The sequence below is a fragment of the Janthinobacterium sp. GW821-FHT03C08 genome, from assembly GCF_059420905.1.
The window spans coordinates 283919-302805 of record NZ_JBWKUP010000006.1; the positions used below are offsets into that span (position 1 = coordinate 283919).

The 18887-nt window shown below is 67.8% G+C and carries 16 protein-coding genes; 7 read left to right on the forward strand and 9 right to left on the reverse strand.

Features of this window, described 5'->3' with window-relative positions:
- The first annotated feature begins 3 nt into the window (after nt 1-3).
- The 7 genes from narJ to AC07VL_RS10710 all read left to right on the forward strand — a co-directional run bounded on the left by narJ (nt 4) and on the right by AC07VL_RS10710 (nt 7207).
- Entirely contained in the window at nt 4-684 is a 681-nt protein-coding gene (gene narJ, locus AC07VL_RS10680) for a nitrate reductase molybdenum cofactor assembly chaperone (RefSeq protein ID WP_494805805.1), read from the forward strand.
- A gap of 34 nt (nt 685-718) precedes the next feature.
- Complete coding sequence (gene narI / locus AC07VL_RS10685) at nt 719-1405, forward strand: respiratory nitrate reductase subunit gamma (RefSeq protein WP_494805806.1); 687 nt, start codon at nt 719-721, stop codon at nt 1403-1405.
- 15 nt (nt 1406-1420) lie between these two features.
- Nucleotides 1421-2167 carry a peptidylprolyl isomerase gene (locus AC07VL_RS10690; protein WP_494805807.1) on the forward strand — a complete coding sequence of 249 codons (747 nt, stop codon included), beginning with the start codon at nt 1421-1423 and terminating at the stop codon, nt 2165-2167.
- 88 nt (nt 2168-2255) lie between these two features.
- Entirely contained in the window at nt 2256-3242 is a 987-nt protein-coding gene (gene moaA / locus AC07VL_RS10695) for a GTP 3',8-cyclase MoaA (protein ID WP_494805808.1), read from the forward strand.
- A gap of 30 nt (nt 3243-3272) precedes the next feature.
- Entirely contained in the window at nt 3273-5174 is a 1902-nt protein-coding gene (locus AC07VL_RS10700; RefSeq protein ID WP_494805809.1) for a type IV pili methyl-accepting chemotaxis transducer N-terminal domain-containing protein, read from the forward strand.
- Between the two features lie 25 nt (nt 5175-5199).
- Complete coding sequence (locus tag AC07VL_RS10705) at nt 5200-5862, forward strand: response regulator (protein WP_494805810.1); 663 nt, start codon at nt 5200-5202, stop codon at nt 5860-5862.
- Between the two features lie 133 nt (nt 5863-5995).
- Complete coding sequence (locus AC07VL_RS10710) at nt 5996-7207, forward strand: NnrS family protein (protein ID WP_494805811.1); 1212 nt, start codon at nt 5996-5998, stop codon at nt 7205-7207.
- 7 nt (nt 7208-7214) lie between these two features.
- On the opposite strand, the gene AC07VL_RS10715 is transcribed toward AC07VL_RS10710, so the two are convergent.
- The 9 genes from AC07VL_RS10715 to AC07VL_RS10755 all read right to left on the reverse strand — a co-directional run bounded on the left by AC07VL_RS10715 (nt 7215) and on the right by AC07VL_RS10755 (nt 18870).
- Nucleotides 7215-7340, reverse strand: a complete 126-nt coding sequence (locus AC07VL_RS10715) for a hypothetical protein (protein WP_494805812.1) — start codon at nt 7338-7340, stop codon at nt 7215-7217.
- Between the two features lie 78 nt (nt 7341-7418).
- On the reverse strand, nt 7419-8411 hold the full coding sequence (locus AC07VL_RS10720; RefSeq protein WP_494805813.1) for a response regulator: 993 nt from the start codon (nt 8409-8411) through the stop codon (nt 7419-7421).
- Nucleotides 8408-12013, reverse strand: a complete 3606-nt coding sequence (locus tag AC07VL_RS10725) for a response regulator (RefSeq protein WP_494805814.1) — start codon at nt 12011-12013, stop codon at nt 8408-8410. The genes AC07VL_RS10720 and AC07VL_RS10725 overlap by 4 nt, the downstream gene beginning before the upstream one ends.
- Nucleotides 12014-12088: 75 nt before the next feature.
- The gene (locus AC07VL_RS10730) at nt 12089-13807 is read right to left on the reverse strand and encodes a sensor histidine kinase (protein ID WP_494805815.1); all 1719 of its coding nucleotides are present in this window, start codon (nt 13805-13807) and stop codon (nt 12089-12091) included.
- Nucleotides 13808-13916: 109 nt separating this feature from the next.
- The gene (locus AC07VL_RS10735) at nt 13917-16229 is read right to left on the reverse strand and encodes a hybrid sensor histidine kinase/response regulator (RefSeq protein WP_494805816.1); all 2313 of its coding nucleotides are present in this window, start codon (nt 16227-16229) and stop codon (nt 13917-13919) included.
- Nucleotides 16226-16588, reverse strand: a complete 363-nt coding sequence (locus tag AC07VL_RS10740) for an Hpt domain-containing protein (RefSeq protein ID WP_494805817.1) — start codon at nt 16586-16588, stop codon at nt 16226-16228. The genes AC07VL_RS10735 and AC07VL_RS10740 overlap by 4 nt, the downstream gene beginning before the upstream one ends.
- A 33-nt stretch (nt 16589-16621) precedes the next feature.
- Nucleotides 16622-17248 (reverse strand): response regulator, encoded by a 627-nt coding sequence (locus AC07VL_RS10745; protein WP_494805818.1) that lies wholly within the window; start codon nt 17246-17248, stop codon nt 16622-16624.
- A gap of 72 nt (nt 17249-17320) precedes the next feature.
- Nucleotides 17321-18232, reverse strand: a complete 912-nt coding sequence (locus AC07VL_RS10750; protein ID WP_494805819.1) for an HDOD domain-containing protein — start codon at nt 18230-18232, stop codon at nt 17321-17323.
- Nucleotides 18229-18870, reverse strand: coding sequence for a hypothetical protein (locus AC07VL_RS10755; RefSeq protein WP_494805820.1), 642 nt, complete (start codon nt 18868-18870; stop codon nt 18229-18231). Before AC07VL_RS10755 ends, AC07VL_RS10750 begins: the two co-directional genes overlap by 4 nt.
- Between the last annotated feature and the right edge of the window lie 17 nt (nt 18871-18887).

Below are 18887 nucleotides of genomic sequence, written 5' to 3' on the forward strand. Positions count from 1 at the left end.
GATATGAACAACGCCATGCATCACTATCAAATCCTCTCTCGCCTGCTGCTGTATCCGGAGCCCGAGCTGATCGCGCACCTGCCGCAACTGGAGGCCGCACTGGCGGCCGTACCGGAGCAGCATGCGCTGCTGCAGCCCTTGCTGGCGCACCTGGGAAGCAGCAGCCTGATCGACCTGCAGCAGCAGTACGTGGCTACTTTTGATCGCAACCCCTCGCACTCGCTGCATTTGTTCGAGCATATCCACGGCGAATCGCGCGATCGGGGCCAGGCCATGGTCGACCTGATGGAGGAATACAAGCGCCACGGCCTGCAAATGGTGGGCGACGACTTGCCCGACTTCGTGCCCCTGTTCCTGGAGTTTTTGGCGCAGCTCGACGAGGAAGTCTCGGCGCCGCTGCTGGGCGACGCCGTTCACGTGCTCGCACACATCGGCCGCAAGCTGGCGGCCAATGGCAGCCCGTATGCGCCCGTCTTCACGGTGCTCGAACGCCTGAGTCCCGTGGCGGCGGAAACCCTGGCCGAGCCGCCCATCCGCGACATGGATGAAGCGCTGGAAACCTTCGGTCCCGGCGCGGACGGCGTCGAGCCGCTGCTGCGCCAAAGTATGGGCCAAGGCCAGGGCCAGGTCGTGGGCGGCGTCCATCCCGTGCATTTTCACCCGCAGCCGCGGCGCGCCGCCTGAATGGCCCACCGCGCCCGCATGAGGAGAGTACATCATGAATCACTATCTGCATCAATTCGTCTACGGCATCTACCCGTACATCGCGCTGGCCATCTTTTTGCTGGGCAGCCTGATCCGTTTCGACCGCGAGCAATATACGTGGAAGTCCGATTCCAGCCAGCTGCTGCACCGTGGTAGCTTGCGCTTGGGCAATATTCTGTTTCACATCGGCATCATCGGCCTGCTGTTCGGCCACGCGGCCGGCTTGCTCACCCCCGTCTGGGTGTGGGATACCCTGGGCGTGTCGCACAGCCTGAAGCAGGGCGTGGCCATGGCGGCCGGCGGCGTGATGGGCGGCCTGTGCCTGGCCGGCATCCTGATCCTGCTGGCGCGCCGCTTCGGCAATGCCCGCCTGCGCGCCGTCACCACGGCCGGCGACAAGCTGGTAATGCTGTGGATCTTGCTGACCCTGCTGCTGGGCCTGTCCTCGATCTTCGTCTCGGCCTCGCACATGGATGGCCACATGATGGTCTTGCTGATGACCTGGGCGCAGCACATCGTCACTTTCCGCGCCGATGCGGCCAGCTTCATCGTCGACGCGCCGCTGGTCTTCAAGCTGCACCTGTTCATGGGCATGTCGCTGTTCGTCATCTTCCCGTTCACCCGCCTGGTGCACGTGTGGAGCGGCTTTGGCGCCATCGGCTATCTGGGCCGCACCTGGCAACTGGTGCGCCGCCGTTAAAAGAGGAGTCACATCATGGGAATTTCCGTCAATGGCATCGATATCGACGATGCCGACATCGCGCAGGAATTGCCGCATCACGACGGTGCCGGCAATCCGCTGAAACAGGCCGTGCATGAACTGGTGCTGCGCCGGCTGCTGCTGGACGAGGCCCAGCGCCTCGGCGTGCCGGGCGCCGGCGAGGATGACCGCATCGAGGCGCTGTTGGCGCAGGAAGTGCGCGTGCCGCCGGCCGATGATGCGGCTTGCCGCACCTTTTATGCGCAGCGCCCGCAGCTGTTTCGCAGCGGCGCGCTGGTCGAGGCGCGCCACATCCTGTTCCAGGTGACGCCGGAAGCCCCCCTGGAGCTGCTGTGCACGACGGCGCAAGCCGTGCTCGACGCCCTCAAACTGGCGCCGGAACGCTTCGGCAAACTGGCGGCGCAGTATTCGAACTGTCCGTCGGGCGCGCTGGGCGGTAGCCTGGGCCAGCTGTCGCCGGGCCAGAGCGTGCCGGAATTCGATGCGCTCGTGTTCCGCCTGGAGGCGGGTGCGCTGGCAGGCCATTTGCTGGAAACGCGCTTCGGCTACCACATCGTGCAGGTGCAGCGCCGGGTCGAAGGCCAGGCCATCGCCTACGAAGCCGTGCAGGCGCAGATCGCCGACCGCCTGGCGCGGGCAGCGTGGCAGCGCGCCGTGCACCAGTACCTGCACTTGCTGGTGGGGCGGGCCGACATCGCCGGCATCGAGCTCGAAGGCACAGCCAGTCCATTAGTGCAATAGACCGGAAGGCGTAGGCCGCTAGGCCTTCTGGGGCACAGCCAGATCGTGCCCCAGCCTTTACAATCAAGGAAGAATCAGGAGTAGCGTCATGGGTAGCGTCAAGTTGCAGGACCGTTTTGGCCGTTCGATCGATTATGTGCGGCTGTCCGTTACCGACCGATGCGACTTGCGTTGCAGTTATTGCCTGCCCAAGGGATTTCGCGGCTTCGAGGAACCGAAGGACTGGCTGACGTTCGACGAGATCGAGCGCCTGCTGGGCATCTTCGTGCGGCTCGGCACGCGCCGCGTGCGCCTGACGGGCGGCGAACCGCTGTTGCGGCGCAATCTGCCGGAGCTGGCGCAAAGGCTGTCGGCGCTGCCCGGTCTGGATGACCTGTCGCTGTCGACCAATGCCACGCAGCTGGGCAAGCACGCCGTGGCCTTGCGCGCGGCGGGCGTGGACCGCATCAATGTCAGCCTCGATTCGCTCGACCGCGCCTGCATGCAGCAGATCACGGGGCGCGACAGCCTGCAGCCTATTTTGGACGGCCTGATGGCGGGCAAGGCGGCCGGTTTTGACCCGATCAAGATCAACATGGTGGCCATGCGCGGCGTCAATGACGGCCAGATCGAGGCCATGGCGGCCTTCTGCATCGAGCAGCAGTTTATTTTGCGCCTGATCGAAGCCATGCCCATGGGCAGCACGGGCCGCAATGCCAGCTACATGCCGCTGGGGCCCGTGCGCGAGCGCCTGGCGGCCCGTTTCGGCCTGGTGCCGCAGGCGATGGAGCTGGGTGGCGGGCCGGCGCGCTACCTGGCCACGCCGGAGGGGTGCGCCAGCATCGGTTTTATTACGCCCATGTCGCAGCATTTTTGCGCCACCTGTAACCGCGTGCGCCTGTCCGTCGACGGTACGCTGTATTTGTGCCTGGGGCAGGAAGAACAATTCGCCCTTGGACCCATGCTACGCGGCGGGGCCACGGATGCGCAGATCGAGGCGGCGATCCGCGCCGCCATCGAGCTGAAGCCGCAGCAGCATGATTTCAATACGCAGCCCGATAAAATCGTGAGATTCATGGCGCAGACGGGCGGCTGAGGCAGTTTTGTATTTACACTCAAGGGCGGTATGAAATTGAAGGCGATGTTTTCCTCCTGGCAGAAGCTGTCGACCAAGATCGTCGGCGCGCTGCTGCTCATGCTGGTGCTGGCCCTGAGCGCCATCGGCTGCACCCTGTTTTTGTCCTGGCAGCTCGAAGGCAGTTCGGCGGCCATCAACGAGACGGGCCGGCTGCGCATGCAGACCTATCGTTTGACCTTGCTGATCGCCAGCGACGCCTCCCAGCAGGCGCAGCGCCAGGTGCTGCTGATCGACGAGACCCTGGCAAAGATCGCCCATGGCGACCCGCAGCGGCCCCTGTTCCTGCCCCCCAGCGCCGCCATCAAGGCGGAATTCGAACGCATCGGCCAGGCCTGGCGCGCTTCCCTGCGCCCGGCCGCGCTGGCCGCCGATTCCACATCCAAGGCGCGACAGTTCGGGCATGACGCCGATGCCTTCGCCGGCCAGGTGGACCAGCTGGTGCGCCTGATCGAGCACGATAGCGAACAGCGCACCTTCTGGCTGCGCGCCTCGCAGCTGATCCTCGTCGGCATGGCCGTCATCGGCACGGTCAGCATGATTTACCTGATGTTCATGCTCATCATCGAACCGGTCACGCGGCTGCGCCTGGGCATGCAGCGCATGAAGGAGCGCGATTTCAGCGTGCGCCTGGCTGTCGAGAGCAATGATGAATTCGGCCAGCTGGCCAGCGGCTTCAATCAGATGGCCGACCGCCTGCAGGCCCTGTACGGCAACCTGGAAGAGGGCGTGCGCAGCAAGACGGCCACGCTCGAATACCGCAACCGCGAACTGGCGCTGCTGTATGAAAGCGCGGCCTTTTTGCAGCGCCCGCAGCCCCTGGAGGACATCTGCGGCGGCTTCATGCAGCGCATCGTCGATTATTTCGCGGCCGACGGCTCCACCGTGCGCGTGCTCGACGCCGAGCGGGGCAACCTGCACATGGTGGTGCATACGGGCCTGTCCGAGGAACTGGTGGCGTCCGAGCACTGCCTGAAGGTGGGCGACTGCCTGTGCGGCACGGCCGTCGAAATGAAGGTGGCGAAGGTGCACGACATGCGCCGCATCGACAGGGCGCACGAGCTGCGCTGCCACCGCGAGGGCTTTGCGACGGTCTCCGTGTTCCAGATCCACGCGCACGAACAGCACCTGGGCTTTTTTAACCTGCATTTCCGCCTGGCCCGCGTGTTTTCCGCGCGCGAGCTGGCCTTGCTGGAAACCCTGGGCCAGCTGCTGGGCATCGCGCTGGAAAACCTGCGCCTGGCCGCGCGCGAACGCGAAATGGCCGTCTCCGAAGAGCGCAACCTGGTGGCGCAGGGCCTGCACGACAGCATCGCGCAAAGTCTCAACTTCCTCAACCTGCAGGTGCAGATGCTCGACGATTCCGTGCGCAACGCCCGTTTCGACGAGGTGGCGGGCATCGTGCCGGCCCTGCACGCGGGCGTGAAGGAAAGCTATGAAGACGTGCGCGAGCTGCTGGCGAATTTCCGCAGCCGCCTGATGGAGGACGACCTGATCGGCTCCCTGCGCGCGGCGCTCGACAAATTCCGCCGCCAGACGGGCATCGACGCGGAGTTGCTGGCCGACGTGGATGGCGCGCCATTCCCCCGCGAGCAGCAATTGCAGCTATTATTCATCGTGCAGGAAGCGCTGTCGAACATCCGCAAGCACGCCCAGGCGAGCCACGTCGAGGTGCGCCTGGCCGATGACCAGGACTTTACCCTGACGATCAGCGACAACGGCGTCGGCTTCGAGGCCGCGGCCGTGCTGGAAAAAGGCGACAGCCACGTCGGCATCCACATCATGCGCGAACGCGCGCAGCGCATCGAGGCCACGTTCGACGTGCATGCCTGCCCGGGCGGCGGCACGACCGTCGAACTGCATCTGTCGCGCGAGCAGCGGCGCTCCGCCTAAGCCACTATCTGAAAGTACAAAAAAAATGGAGACACCCGATAAACCGATCACCGTCATGCTGGTGGACGACCATGCGTTGTTCCGCAGCGGCATACGCTCGCTGCTGCAGCGCCACACGGAGTTTTCCGTCGTGGGCGAGGCCGCCGATGGCGTGGAAGGCATCAAGCGCGCCATCCAGCTGCAGCCCGACGTGGTGCTGCTGGACCTGAACATGGCCGGCATGTCCGGCGTCGAAGCGCTGCAACTGATGCAGCACGACTGCCCCGACACGGCCATCGTCATGCTGACCGTCTCGGAAGATGCAGATGACCTGGCGACGGCCCTGCGTGCGGGCGCCTGCGGCTACCTGATCAAGAATATCGACGCCGACTACCTGGTGCGCGCCATCCGCCGTGCGGCCGCCGGCGAAGTCGTCATCGCCGAGGCCATGACGGGCAAGCTGGTGGCGCAGTTGCAGGCGGGCACGCGGCGCGAGGAGCCCGTGTCGGAGCTGGACAAGCTCACGCCTCGCGAAAAGGAGATCATCGACTGCCTGTCGCGCGGCGAGAGCAACAAGGGCATCGCGCGCACCCTGGACCTGGCCGAAAGCACGGTCAAGATCCACGTGCAGAACGTGCTGAAAAAACTCAACCTGAACAGCCGCGTGCAGGCCGCCGTCTACGCGGTGGAGCACCGCCAGGGCAAGTAGCCCGCGTTGGGGTCTGACCCGCCGGGTCAGACCCCATGGTGACTTGTCGCTATCTCTCTAGTCCTTTTTGCCGATGGCAGTTCCTGTGCTTTTAAAGTAGTATGTTGAATATATCTTTAAAGGCGAGTCCATCATGGCCCTTACCCCCATCAGTGAAGCTACCCCTCCCGGCATGACAAAAGGCGCGGCGCCCTGGCAGAGCGGCCACCCTGTCTGGCAGCTGGGTTTCCGCCCGTTCTACCTGCTGGCGGCCGTGTTTGCGGCGGTCAGCATTCCCTTGTGGCTGGCCAGTTACCTGGGGTGGATGCCGGGCGGCCTGCAACTGGGACTGGGCTGGCACATGCACGAGATGGTGTTCGGCTTTGCCGTGGCCGTCGTCGTGGGCTTCCTGTACACGGCGGGACGCAACTGGACGGGCTTGCCCACGCCGCACGGCGCGCCGCTGATGGCGCTGGCGGGGCTGTGGCTGGCCGGGCGCGTGGCTATGCTGTGCGGTCCCGGGCTGGTGGCGGCGCTGGTCGACTGGCTGTTCCTGCCGCTGGCCGCCTGGCCCCTGTACCAGGTGCTGCGCCGCGCGGGCAATACGCGCAACCTGTTCCTCGTCGGCCTGCTGGCATTGCTGGCGCTGGCCAATGGCCTGTACCACGCGGAAGCGCTGGGGGTGTTGGCCTTGCCGCCGATGCTGCCCGTGCAGGCGGCCATCTTCATCATCGTGCTGATCGAATCCATGATCGGCGCGCGCGTCATTCCCATGTTTACCCGCAATGGCGCACCTGGCAGCACGCCGGTGGCCAGCCCGAAACGCGCGCTGCTCGCCGTGGCCTGCATGGCGGCCGCCGCGATCGCGTGGCTGGCCGGTGCGCCCGCCTGGCTGACGGCGCCGCTGGCCTTGTGCGCCGCCGGCGTCTCCCTGGCCAAGCTGCTGGCCTGGCAACCGCAGCGCACCTTGCGCGTGCCGCTGCTGTGGATACTGCACCTGTCGTACGCGTGGATAGGCATCGGCTTTGCGCTGCTGGCGCTGGCCAGCCTGCATTTGCTGCCGGCCAGCGCCGCCTTGCACGCGCTGACGGTGGGTTCGATGGCGGGCCTGATCATCGGCATGATGACGCGCACCACCCTGGGCCACACGGGACGTTCCCTCAAGGCGGGCAGGGCGGAAGCGGGCATGTACTGGCTGATCCAGCTGGGCGCGCTGGCGCGCCTGCTGGCAGCGGCGGGACCCGCTTCGCTGTACGTGCCCGCGCTGCTGGCGGCAGGGCTGTGCTGGTCGCTGGCGTTTGCCCTGTTCGGGCTGACGTATGCGCCGTATCTGTGGCGCGCCAGGGTGGATGGGCGCGAAGGCTAGGCTGCGCTCAGAAAGGCCGCCAGGCCAGCAGTTTCCTGATTTCCGGCATCCAGTAGGACAGCGATTCGCCCACGACGAATAGCAGCACGCCCAGCATGAGGAGCCTCAGCAGCAGATCACGGCACCAGATCATAGTGTTCCCCAAGTTTTTAAGTTGGCAAGTTTATCATTGGCCGGCACACTCATGGCGACTTTCCGCCATGGCGGGGCATCATGCCGCCGTCTCCACGTCGTGGAATTGCCCCTGGATGGCCAGCAACTGCGGCATCAGTTCGATGAATAATTCCGCCAGCCAGGGATCGAAATGGCTGCCGGCGCCCGCCTTCAGGTGGCCGACGATCTCCTCGATGGGCCAGCTGGGCTTGTAGGGCCGGCTCATGCTGAGCGCGTCGAAGACGTCGGCCAGGGCGACGATGCGCGCCGACTGGGGAATGGCGTCGCCGCGCAAGCCGTCCGGGTAGCCGCTGCCGTCCCATTTTTCGTGGTGGCGCAGCGACACTTCCGCCGCCAGCTGGAACACGGGCGCCTCGCTGCGCGACAGGATGTCGTAGCCGATCTTCGGATGCGTGCGCATGACGGCCCATTCGGCTTCGTCGAGCGGCCCGGGCTTGCGCAGGATGGCTTGCGGGATGCCCAGCTTGCCCGTATCGTGCATGGCGGCCGCCAGCTTGAGCTGGGCGCAGCGTTCGGCATCCCAGCCGGCGGCGCGGGCCAGGGCGGCTGCATAGGCGGCCATGCGCCAGATATGCGCGCCCGTGTCCGTGTCGTTGTAGTGGCCCGCATGTCCCAGCATCTGGATGGCGTCGCGGTAGCTGCGTTCGAGCGCCGTGGCGCGCACCAGCGACAGGTGCGCCGCGACGCGGGCGCGCACGATGGGCGCGGAGACGGGCTTGACGATGTAGTCGACGGCGCCCGCCTCGAAGCCGGCCGATTCCTGCTGCGCGCCGCCATACGCCGTGATGAAGATCACCTGCATCGCCTGCGTGGGGTCGATCTGGCGCAGTTGCGGGCACAGCGCGTAGCCGTCGATGTCCGGCAAGCCCACGTCGAGCAGCACCAGCGCCGGCCGGTGCTTGAGCACGGCCGCCAGCGCATCCCTGCCGCTGCAGGCGAAGACCAGGTGATAGCTGTCGGCCAGGATGGAGCGCAGCAGGCTCAGGTTGGTCGGTTCATCGTCGACCACCAGCACGGTCGGCAAGGTCATCCCGGCACCCGCGGCGTGAGTCGCTCGGCCAGCTGGCGCGTGGCCCGTTCCGCGCCGCGGAAATCAAAGTCGGACAGGTGGGCGCGCAACGCGCCCAGGCAGCTCGAGGGCAGGACTTGTTCCAGTTCCTGCAGCAGCGCTTCGGCGGGCGCCGGCTCATCGCGGTCGAGCGCTTCGAGCAGGCGCGCCAGCAGCACGGTGGCCGGCGCGCTGGCGCGCATGGCCGGCTGGCTAGGCGGCGGGGCTTGTGCCGTGAACGTCGTGGCGGCCTCGATGGCGTGCGCCAGCGCCTGTTCCAGCGTATCGAGCGCGGCCGCCGCATCGCTGCCGGCATGCAGCAGTTGTTCCGCGTGCTGGGCCGCGTGCAAGGTGGCCGGCAGCGCCAGGCTGCCCGCCACGCCCGCCAGCTTGTGCGCCAGGGCGGCGGCGTCGGCGCGGGCATTCGCTGCCAGCATGGCGCGCATGCTGCCGACGGCGTGGCGATACGTGGCGCCAAAACGCGACAGGTGCTGGCGGTAGGGGGCTTCGTCTAGCCACTGTGCCAGCCCTTGCGCCAGGTCGATGACGGGCACCGTGCCGTCCGGCGCGGCCCGCAGCGTCGGCGCGGCCACGCTCGACGGCAGGGCCGGCAACCCGTGCGCATGGCGGCGATGCGCGCGGGCGATCAGGGCGATGGTCTGCGGCACGTCGAAGGGCTTGCTGATGAAGTGGTTCATGCCCGCCTCCATCGCCGCTGCCCGCTGCGTCTGGAATGCGCCCGCCGTCAGGGCCACCACGGGCAGGTCGTGGAACTGCGGCAGCTGGCGCAGCGCGCGCGTCGCCTGCAAGCCATCCATGATGGGCATCTGCACATCCATCAGCACGATGTCGACGTCGGCGGGATGGGCCTGCAGCCAGTCCAGTGCCTGCCTGCCATCGCAGGCAAACGCGGGCTGGGCGCCCTGGTCGCACAGGATATGGTTGATCACGTCGCGATTGATTTCGCTGTCGTCGACCACCAGCACGCGCACGCCGGCGAGCTGGCGCTCCTCCAGCGCCGCGTGGCTGGCATCGAGGCCGGCCGCTTCGGCACGCCGCTGCCGCGCATCCATCGCCGCGTTGTACAGGCTGGAGGCTGTCACCGGTTCGTTGAGGATGGCGTCGGCAGGATCGTCCGGATCGGTATGCCGGCGCGCGGGCGGCGCGGCGACGGCGTCGCTGGGCGCGAGGATGACGACGGGGCAATCCTGCGCCGGCAGGCGTTCGCGCAGCGCGCGCGCCGTGGCCAGTCCATCGATGTCCGGCAGGCGCGCGGCCAGCAGGGCGACGCCGGGGCGCGCTCCCTCGGCGCACGACAAGGCGTAGTCGAGCGCCGCCTGGCCGCCGCCCACGGCATGCACGCTCCAGCCCAGGCCCAGGGCGACTGCCGCCACCATCTCGCGCGCGGCGGGGTTGTCGTCGGCCAGCAGCACGTGCAGGCCTTTCATGTCGGGCGAGGACAAGGCGCCGGCCGGCAGCAGCTGCAGCGGCACCGTGAAACTGAATGCGCTGCCCTGGCCCAGGGCACTTTCCAGGCTCAGGGTGCCGCCCATCAGGCGCACCAGCTGGCGGCAGATGGTCAGCCCCAGGCCCGTGCCGCCGAAGCGGCGCGTGGTGGAGCTGTCGGCCTGGGCGAAGGCGGAAAAGATCGCCTCCTGCACTTCGGGGGCGATGCCGATGCCCGTGTCGCGCACGCAGAAGCGCAGCACGGCGGCGTCGCCGTCGCGGCTTTCCAGCGTGATCGACAGCTCGACCATGCCCTGCGGCGTGAACTTGATGGCATTGCTGGTGAGGTTGACCAGCACCTGCTCGAGCCGCAGCGCATCGCCCAGCACCTGGTCTATCCCGTCGGGCAGGGGGGCGATGCGCACGGTGATGGGTTTGTCATGCACGGCGACGCCCATGCTGGCGGCGGTCTTGTCGATCACCTCGGCCAGGCGGAACGGCGCCTGCTCGATCGTCATGTGGCCCGCCTCGATTTTCGACACGTCGAGCACGTCATTGATGATGCCCAGCAAGGACTGGCCGGCGGCGCGGATCTTGCGCGTCATCTGCAGCCCTTCCGCATCGAGGCGGCCCCGTTCCAGCAGCCATGCCATGCCGAGGATGGCATTGAGCGGCGAGCGGATTTCATGGCTCATGTTGGCGAGGAATTCCGCCTTGCTGCGGTTGGCTGCCTCGGCCGCGTCGCGGGCCAGCAGCATGGCTTCCTCGGCCTGCTTCTGCGCCGAGATATCCTGCGCAAAGATCAGCGTGGCCGGTCCATCCTTGAGCATCACGCGGGCCGTCGTCTTGAAGACGGGCACGGGGCGCCCCTGCTTGTCCAGGCCGACGGCCTCGAACATCTGCTCGCAGGCCGAATCGGCCTCGATCAGCGCTTCGTTGGCCGCCAGCGCCGCCTGCGATCCTGCCGAGAGCATGGCGCGCCACGGCATGCCGCTCAAGTCATCTTCCAGGGCATAGCCGTGCAGATGCCGGTAGCGCGGGTTGGAATAGACGAAGCGGCCATGGCGCAGGATGGCGATGGCCAGCGGCGCATCTTCGATCAGGGTACGAAAGCGCGTCTCGCTGTCCGTCACGGCCTGCAAGGCCTGGCGCGCGCTTTCCTGCTGCGCGCGCCATTTGGCCAGGGACAGGCGGCGCCGCTGGCTCCAGTACAGCAGCGCGCCGCCGGCCGCGGCCAGGATGGCAAAGAAGATGGCGTAGCCCGCCGCCTGGCGCTGCAGCGGGGCGGCGATGGCCGCTTCCTCGCGGCTCAGGCCGATGATCAGCGCGCGGTCCATGTGCAATGCGGGCGGCGCGATGGTGGCCATGGCCATCATGCGTGGCGGGCTGGCGGGGATGCCCGGCACCAGCACGGCGTCCAGCACGGCCGAGGGCTGGCCGCTGTCGCGGAAGCGCCGCAGGAAGCTGCCTGGCACGTCCAGGTTGCTGCCATCGAGGGCGCCCTTGGCCGGATAATTGAGAAATTGCCGGCCGTCGCCATGCAGCACCACGGCCCACACGTCGCCCGCATACATGGCGGTGCGGAATTTGCCCGTGAAGTACTCGGGATCGAAGGTGGCCACCACCAGGCCCGCGAAGCGGCCCTGCCGGTCCGGCACCATGCGCGCGGCCGTCATCACGAGGTCGTTCTTGAACGAGCGGAAGGGCGGCGACAGGTACAGCATGTGCAGGTCGGGAGCGTCGCGCACCGTCTGGAAGTAGCCGCGGCGGGAAAAGTCCTGTCCGGTCAGTTCTTCGATATTGCTGGCGACGGGCTTGCCGCTGGCATCGATGACCAGCATGGTGCGCACGCCCGGCATGGCGTCGACCAGCGCCGCCAGGCGCCGGGGCAGGGCCTGGCTGGCGCCCGCTTCCGTTTCGGTGCCGAGAAAGTCGCGGATCACGCCCTCGAGCACCAGGTTGGTGGCGGCCAGGTCGACTTCGATATTCTTCGCCAGCAGCGCCGTCATGGCACCGAGCCGCTCACGTTCCGCCGCTTCATTGCGCGTCGCTTCGGCCAGATGCAGGTAAGCCAGGGTGGCGCCGATGATCAGCAGTCCGAGGAGGAAAAAAAGCCACTCAATCAGTCGTCTGTGCACTGCGTTGCCACCTGGAAGTCGGATCATGTATCGATGCTATACCGGTTATGGAAGAAGAACAACTTTTCCCAGTTGCTACTCGGTTGATAGTGTGGTCAATTTGTCGTAGCGGCCGGCAATTTGCGCCGTGTCGGCGAGCGGCAGGTACAGGCTGAACACGGCGCCCTGGCCCGGCGCCGATGCCACGGCGATGCGCCCGCCCATCAGGACGGCGAGGTGGCGGGCGATGGCCAGGCCCAGCCCCACGCCGCCATGCGAGCGGCTGGGTGCGTCATCGGCCTGCGAGAACTTGTCGAAGATGGCGGCCTGCTGCGCGTGCGCGATGCCGATGCCCGTATCGCACACGTCGATGCGCAGCATGCCGGCCTGGCGCGCCAGGCGCACGTCGATGCGTCCGGCGGCCGTGAAGTGCAGCGCGTTGTCGAGCAGGATGCCGAGCAGGCGCACCAGGCGCGGCCGGTCGCACTCGAGCTGCGGCGGCGTATCCGCCGAGGCGCTCCAGGCCAGGGCGACGCCCTTGTCGGCCGCGCGCTGGCGGAACGGCGCCAGCGCCTGGGTCAGCACGCCGGACAGCGGCTCTGGCATGCACCTGAGCTGCAGCTGGCCGCCCTCGAGCGCGCTCAATTCCATGGTCGCGTCGACCATGGCCAGCAGCTGGCGGCCGCTGGCGCGGATGGCCTGCGCATGGCCGGCCAGGCCGCTCTGCAACTGCTCCAGCAGCAGCTCGGAAAAGCCGAGGATGCCGTTGAGCGGCGTGCGCAGCTCATGCGACATGTTCGACAGGAAGCGCGACTTGGCTTCGCTGGCGGCGATGGCGCGGGCGCGGCTGTCGATCAAACGCCCGATCAGCAGGGCCAGCGCGGCCCATGACAGCACGATCAGCGCGCTGGTGACGCCGGCCATCAGCAGCGCCTGGTCGCGGCGCGAAGCGTAGTCGGCCAGCACCGTGTCGCGGTCCAGGCCGATGAGCATGTAGAGGGGGTAGTGCGCCAGTTTTTCAAACGCGTAGTAGCGCAGGGCGCCGTCGATGGGGCTGCGCTGCAGGAAGCTGCCGCGCGTCTGGCCGCGCATCTGGGCAAACAGGGCGCTGTCGCCCACGTCCTGGCCGATGGTGTTGACGCTGCCGACGCGGCGCGCGCGCATCACGCCATCGGTGCCGACGAGGGAGATGGAACTGTTCTTGCCCAGGTCGACCTCGTCATACAGGCGCGTGAAATAGTACGGGTCCATCGATGCCACCACCACGCCCTTGAAGCTGCCGTCGGGGTGATTGATGCGCCGCGTCAGCTGGATCGACCATTTCTTCGACACGCGGCCCAGCACGGGCTTGCTGATGTACAGTTCGCCGCTGTCGCCGCGCACGTGCACCTGGAAGTGCTCGCGGTCGGCCAGGTTGGTGGGCTTGAACGGGCGGCTCGACAGTACCGTGTCGCCCCGCTCGTTGACGATGGTAAACAAATTGTACAGGGGACCGGGATTGAGGCCCTGCTGCAGGTCGGTGGCAATGTCGAGCTTGTCTCCCAGGGCGTTGTAGCGGCCGCGCAGGTAGGTGACGGCCTGGTCCGCGCCTTCGATGGTGCGGATCGCATGCTCGTCGAAGACGCGCGCCATGCTGCGCGCATCGCGCTGGCCATCGGCGATGGCCTGGTCGTAGGCGTGCTCGAGCTGCAGCAGGGTCACGCCCCACAGGCCGGCCAGCAGCAGGGCCACGAAAATGGCCAGCAGGACGCGCGTGTCGAGGCGTTCCCAGGACAGGGCCTGCCATTGCAAGGGGTGTTGGTTGTCGTGCCGCATATCGCCTCCCACGGTAGGTATGCCTCGCCCTCGCCGCGCGTGCGGACGAGGGCAGGGGCCGCGCTGCTTCTCTGCGGTCAATTATATCGAATATTTGTGATTTTATCGATTAATTTGAATTATTTGTTGCAAGTGTTGTAATTGGTTGCTGTGATTGCAGTTCAGGCGCCGCTGCCTGGCGCCCCAGCCAGCGTTCCACCAGCTCGCGCAGCTGGGTCGCCGTGAAGGGTTTGGAGAGGAAGTCATCCATGCCGGCGGCCACGCAGCGCTGCCGGTCGTCGTCGGTGACGCCGGCCGTCAGGGCGATGACGGGCGTGCGTGGGGCGCCGCTGCGCAATTCGCGCGCGCGCAGGGCCTGGCATGCCTGGTAACCGTCCATGACGGGCATCATGCAATCCATCAGCACGAGGTCATAGCGCTGTGCCGCCAGGGCCAGCAAGCCCAGTTCGCCGTTTTCCGCCGTCTCGATGGTGTAGCCGCGGCCGCCAAGCTGCAGGCAGACCAGCTGGCGGTTCATTGCCGTATCCTCGACCAGCAGGATGCGCGGCGCCGGCGCCGCGTCAGGCATGGCTACCGGCTCGGCTACGGGTGCGGACGGGGTGGCTGGCGCGGCAGGCGGCGCGTCGGCAGGCGGCGCCGGCGCCGTCAGCGGCGCGCCGGCGGCGGGCGTGCACGGAATGCGCACGCTGAAGCGCGAACCGGCGCCGGGCGTGCTGTCGCAGCCGATGTCGCCGCCCAGCAGCTCGGCCAGGTGCTTGCAGATGGCCAGGCCCAGGCCCGTGCCGCCATACGCGCCGCTGATGCTGGCGTCGGCCTGGCAATAGGGCTGGAACACGCGGCCCAGCTGCTCGGGCGTCATGCCGATGCCGTGGTCGCTGACGCTGAACAGCAGGGCGGTGGCGCTGCCCTCCCGCCCGGGGATGCCTGGCGCCAGGCGCAGGCCCACCGTAACCGGTCCCGCCGTGGTGAACTTGATGGCGTTGCTGACCAGGTTGCCCAGGATCTGCGCGATGCGCGTGCGGTCCGAGCACACCAGCGGCGGCACGCCGGGGTCGACCTCGGCCACCAGCGGCAAGCCCTTGCGCTCCGCTTGCGCGCGGTGCAGCGCCAGCAGGTCGTCGAGCAGCAGGCGCGGGTCGAAGTCGCGCAGTTCGACGCCCATCTGGCCCGCCTCGGCCTTGGACAGGTCGAGGATGTCGTTCAATATGTGCATGAGGTCGTGCACGCCATTGCTGACGTTGCCTGCGTACTGGCGCTGCGTCGCGTCGAGCGGGGTTTCCAGCAGCAGTTCCGCCATGCCGGCGATGCCGGCCATCGGCGTGCGGATTTCATGGCTCATGATGGCCAGGAAGCGCGACTTGGCGGCATTCGCCGCTTCCGCCCGCGCCTGCAGCGCCAGCGCCATGGCCGTGTCGCGTTCGCGCCGCCGCAGCAGGGCCATGATCAGCGCCACGGCCAGGGCTACCACCAGCAGGCTCACCAGCGCCGCGCCACCCATGGTGTGCAGCATGCGGCGCCAGCCGGCCAGGTAGACCTCGTCCGTGATGGTGACGTTGATGGCCAGCGGGTAGTCGCGCACCAGGCGGATGCCGGCCAGGCGGTCCACCGTGCGGCCCTGTTCCGCCGTGCGTGGCAGCTCCACCTGGATGACGCCATGCGTCTGGCCCTGCTCCAGCAGGCGGTAGGTGCTGCCCGTCAGGTTGCGCTTGCCCATCATGGCAGGGGCGGCGGGCCAGCGCGCCAGCAGCGTGTAGTCGCTGCGGTACAGGGAAAAGGCCGTGTGTTCGCCGATGCTGGTGTTCTGGAAGAATTTGCTGAAGAAGTCGCACGACAGGCCGACCAGCACCACCCCCAGGAAGCGGCCGTCCGGCCCGCTGATGCGCCGGCTGAGATAGAAGGTCCAGGCGCCATTGCCCTTGTTTTGCACGGGGGCGCTGACGTGCAGGCCGCCATCCGGGTGGCGCCGGTGGTAATCGAAATAATCGCGCTCGTCGAGGTGGATGGGCGGCGCGGGATAGGCGCGGCTGAAGACCTGCACGGCGCCGTCGCCGCCGACGATGGAAACGACGTCCACTTGCGGCACGCCGCCGATCTTGTGCCGCAGCGTCTGTTGCATGGCCTGGTTGCCGACGAGCCTGGCCAGCGCGGCAGCGTCGGCCGGCGCCGCCGTCTGGATCTCGCTGCTGACGCTGTCGAGCACCAGCCGGGCCGCCGTCATGCTTTGCGCCGTGTTTTCCGCCAGCAGCAGCGACAGGTTGGACAGGTCACGTTTCCAGTCGTCAACGGCTTCGCGGTGCAGCAGCATGCCAGCGACGATGATGCGCAGCGCCAGCAGGCTTAGCAGGACCAGTCCCACCAGGGCCGCCGTGGTGCGTGGCGGATAGCGGTGCACCAGGCGCAGGATGGCCCGGCGCGCGTTCATGCCTGCGCGCCCGTGTATTCCAGCATGCTGCGGCGCACCTCGCGCTCCACTTCGCCGAGCAGGAGCGCCGTCTCGTCGAGCCAGCCGGGCGCCGCCATGCCCTGGTGGCGCACCAGCTGCTCCAGTGCGGCCAGGCGCGCCGTCAGCGCGCTGGCGCCCAGCAGGGCCACGGTGCCGCGCAAGGTATGGCAGCTGTGCACGATGGCCTGCGCCGCGCCGCTGCGCACCGCCTGTTCCAAGCGCTCCTGCATGGCGGGAGCCGTGTCCAGGTAGGTTTGCGACAGGGCGCGGAACATCTCCAGGTCATGGCCGGTGGCCTGGAACAGCACGGCTGGATCGATGTGGCGATACGCTTGCATGAAGGGCTCCGGGGCGAGGGTGGGCGTGGCGGGCTAGGCGGCCAGGCTGTTGCGCCGCGCATGGCCGGCGCAGCAGGCGCGCAGGTAGCCGCGCAGTTCGTCGTAATTGACGGGCTTGGCAAAGAAGACGACGCCGGGCGGCACGCCGCCCCGTTCTTCCAGCTCCTCCGACGTCAGGCTCGACAGCATGGCGATGTGCATGTCCGCCAGCAGCGGGTCGGCGAGGATGGTGCGTATCACCTCGTAGCCGTCGATGCCTTCCATGACGATGTCGGCCAGCAGGATGTCGGGCTGGTCGCGGGCGATCTCCATCAGCGCCTGGTAGCCGTTCTCGCAAAAGCGCAAGTCCGCCTGCAAGCCCCACGAGCCGATCTGCTTTTCGTACAGCGCCCGTTCGATGGGATTGTCCTCGATGACCAGGATGGACGGCGGGCGGCCCGATGGCGCGGGGCGGGCAGGCCGCGCCGAGCGCTGCTCCTGGCCATGCTGGCCGGGGTTGCCCTTGTAGGCTTCCACGGCCGCGAGGGGTATGCGCCGGTGGCCGCCCTTGGTCTTCCACGCTTCGATGACGCCGGCCTCGACCAGCTGCTGCACGGATGTCACCGAGATGCCGAGGATTTCGGCGGCCTTCTGTGTAGTGCAGACGTCTGCTGTGTGCATGATGGGCTTTATGTGGGGAATAAGGTAAGGGGAATGATACGCACTCGCGCAAAAAAAATCAATTTCAACAAATTAGATGAATTCACTAAAGACCAGGCCCGTCCATGGCTGCGGCCTTGCGCGCACGCGGCAGGGGGCGGCATGGCCGGGCGGCTCCAGGGTGTCGCGCCATTCGCTCCAGTCGGCATTGCTGTGGCGCAGCAGGGTTTCCATGTCGTCCGCATCGATGCCCAGCACCCGCGCGGCGCCCAGGGCCGGTCCGCGCGGTCCCGCGCCATTGACCAGGATCAAGTCGGCGAACGCGCTGGCCAGTTTCAGCAGCCAGGCCAGCGCCAGCATGCCGCCTGCCTGGCCGCAGCCAGGCGGCGCGGCATGGCAGCGCACGGCGCTGCACAGCGGTTCCGGCAAGCCCCAGCCGTGCATGAGACTGGCGGACAGGGCCAGCCGGTGGTAGCCGAAGTGCCGCGATTCCTCGCACAGCAGCCGGGAAGCGGCGCCGCCATGCTGTCCCAGCAGCTGACCATACGCCTGCGGACGAAGCGTTGCCAGGGCCAACTGGCCGGTATTGGCGAGCAGGCCGCAGGTGAACAGTTCGTCGGCTGGCGCCAGCTGCAGCGCGTCGCCTGCCAGGCGGGCCGCGCAGGCCATGGCTAGCGCGTGGCACCAGAAGCGCGGCTCGTTGAATTGCGTGCACAGGGTGGAGGCGGCCGCCGGGGCCGCGAGCGCCTGGATCAGGGCGGGCCGGCCCAGCGCTGCCAGCAGCGGGGCGCCGACGGCGGCATGCCTGCGCCCGCCTGACGGCACGGCGCCGTTCGCCAGGCCGATCAGCTTGCCGGCCAGGGCGGGATCGCAGCGTATCTGTTCGGCCAGCTCGTCGAATGACACCTGTTGCTGGCACAAGGTGGCCAGCCGCTGGCGCCGCCAGGCGGGCGAGGGCAGGATGGCGCCGCCGCGCAGGGCCGCCAGGTCGATCGCTGCGCTCATGACATGCTCCCGATGCCGCTGCAGTCGTCCGCCGGCGCCGCGCTGGTCTGCAGGGCCGTGACGGCCTGGGACAGCGCATCGAGCGCCATCAGCAGGTCGGCATGCAGGCGGCGCAGGGCGACGATGTCGTTGGAAAAACCCGCGTGCACGGCCTGGCGCGCCAGCGCCTGCAAGGGCATCAGGCCCATGGCATGGCTGCCGTCGAGGATTTCCTGCGCCAGCACGCGTGCCGGGGCGGCGCGCTCGCAGCGCAGCGCATGGCCGATGCCGGCCAGCCGGTCGCGCGTCTCCGACACGAACAGGGCCAGGATCTCGCCCTGCAGGCGCCGGTCGTAGCCGAACATGGCATCGAGGCGGGCCTGCTCGAACGGCAGCCCATCCGGCGCGTGCGCCGCCGGCTGCGGCGCTGCGGCAACTGCCGCCTTGCCGGCCGGGGTGGGCCCTGGCGTGCGGGCCTGCAGCAACTGCTCCAGGCCCGCATGCAGGTCGGCCGGCACGCGGCGCGCCTGGCGCCAGCGGATGCGGCGCCAGAGCAGGGCGGCCAGCAGCAATGCCAGGCCCGCCATGGCCAGGGCAGGGCGCATCAGCGAAATGTCTTCGCAGCGGATGAAGGGATAGGCGGTCAGAAAGGCGTTCATGGCGGTGCTCCAGTGCG

What these genes read in the sequence shown, in the direction of transcription:
- narJ (WP_494805805.1), top strand. Translation starts at nt 4, where the DNA reads ATGAACAACGCCATGCATCACTATCAAATCCTCTCTCGCCTGCTGCTG.
- narI (WP_494805806.1), top strand. Translation starts at nt 719, where the DNA reads ATGAATCACTATCTGCATCAATTCGTCTACGGCATCTACCCGTACATC.
- AC07VL_RS10690 (WP_494805807.1), top strand. Translation starts at nt 1,421, where the DNA reads ATGGGAATTTCCGTCAATGGCATCGATATCGACGATGCCGACATCGCG.
- moaA (WP_494805808.1), top strand. Translation starts at nt 2,256, where the DNA reads ATGGGTAGCGTCAAGTTGCAGGACCGTTTTGGCCGTTCGATCGATTAT.
- AC07VL_RS10700 (WP_494805809.1), top strand. Translation starts at nt 3,273, where the DNA reads ATGAAATTGAAGGCGATGTTTTCCTCCTGGCAGAAGCTGTCGACCAAG.
- AC07VL_RS10705 (WP_494805810.1), top strand. Translation starts at nt 5,200, where the DNA reads ATGGAGACACCCGATAAACCGATCACCGTCATGCTGGTGGACGACCAT.
- AC07VL_RS10710 (WP_494805811.1), top strand. Translation starts at nt 5,996, where the DNA reads ATGGCCCTTACCCCCATCAGTGAAGCTACCCCTCCCGGCATGACAAAA.
- AC07VL_RS10715 (WP_494805812.1), bottom strand. Translation starts at nt 7,340, where the DNA reads ATGATCTGGTGCCGTGATCTGCTGCTGAGGCTCCTCATGCTGGGCGTG.
- AC07VL_RS10720 (WP_494805813.1), bottom strand. Translation starts at nt 8,411, where the DNA reads ATGACCTTGCCGACCGTGCTGGTGGTCGACGATGAACCGACCAACCTG.
- AC07VL_RS10730 (WP_494805815.1), bottom strand. Translation starts at nt 13,807, where the DNA reads ATGCGGCACGACAACCAACACCCCTTGCAATGGCAGGCCCTGTCCTGG.
- AC07VL_RS10735 (WP_494805816.1), bottom strand. Translation starts at nt 16,229, where the DNA reads ATGAACGCGCGCCGGGCCATCCTGCGCCTGGTGCACCGCTATCCGCCA.
- AC07VL_RS10740 (WP_494805817.1), bottom strand. Translation starts at nt 16,588, where the DNA reads ATGCAAGCGTATCGCCACATCGATCCAGCCGTGCTGTTCCAGGCCACC.
- AC07VL_RS10745 (WP_494805818.1), bottom strand. Translation starts at nt 17,248, where the DNA reads ATGCACACAGCAGACGTCTGCACTACACAGAAGGCCGCCGAAATCCTC.
- AC07VL_RS10750 (WP_494805819.1), bottom strand. Translation starts at nt 18,232, where the DNA reads ATGAGCGCAGCGATCGACCTGGCGGCCCTGCGCGGCGGCGCCATCCTG.
- AC07VL_RS10755 (WP_494805820.1), bottom strand. Translation starts at nt 18,870, where the DNA reads ATGAACGCCTTTCTGACCGCCTATCCCTTCATCCGCTGCGAAGACATT.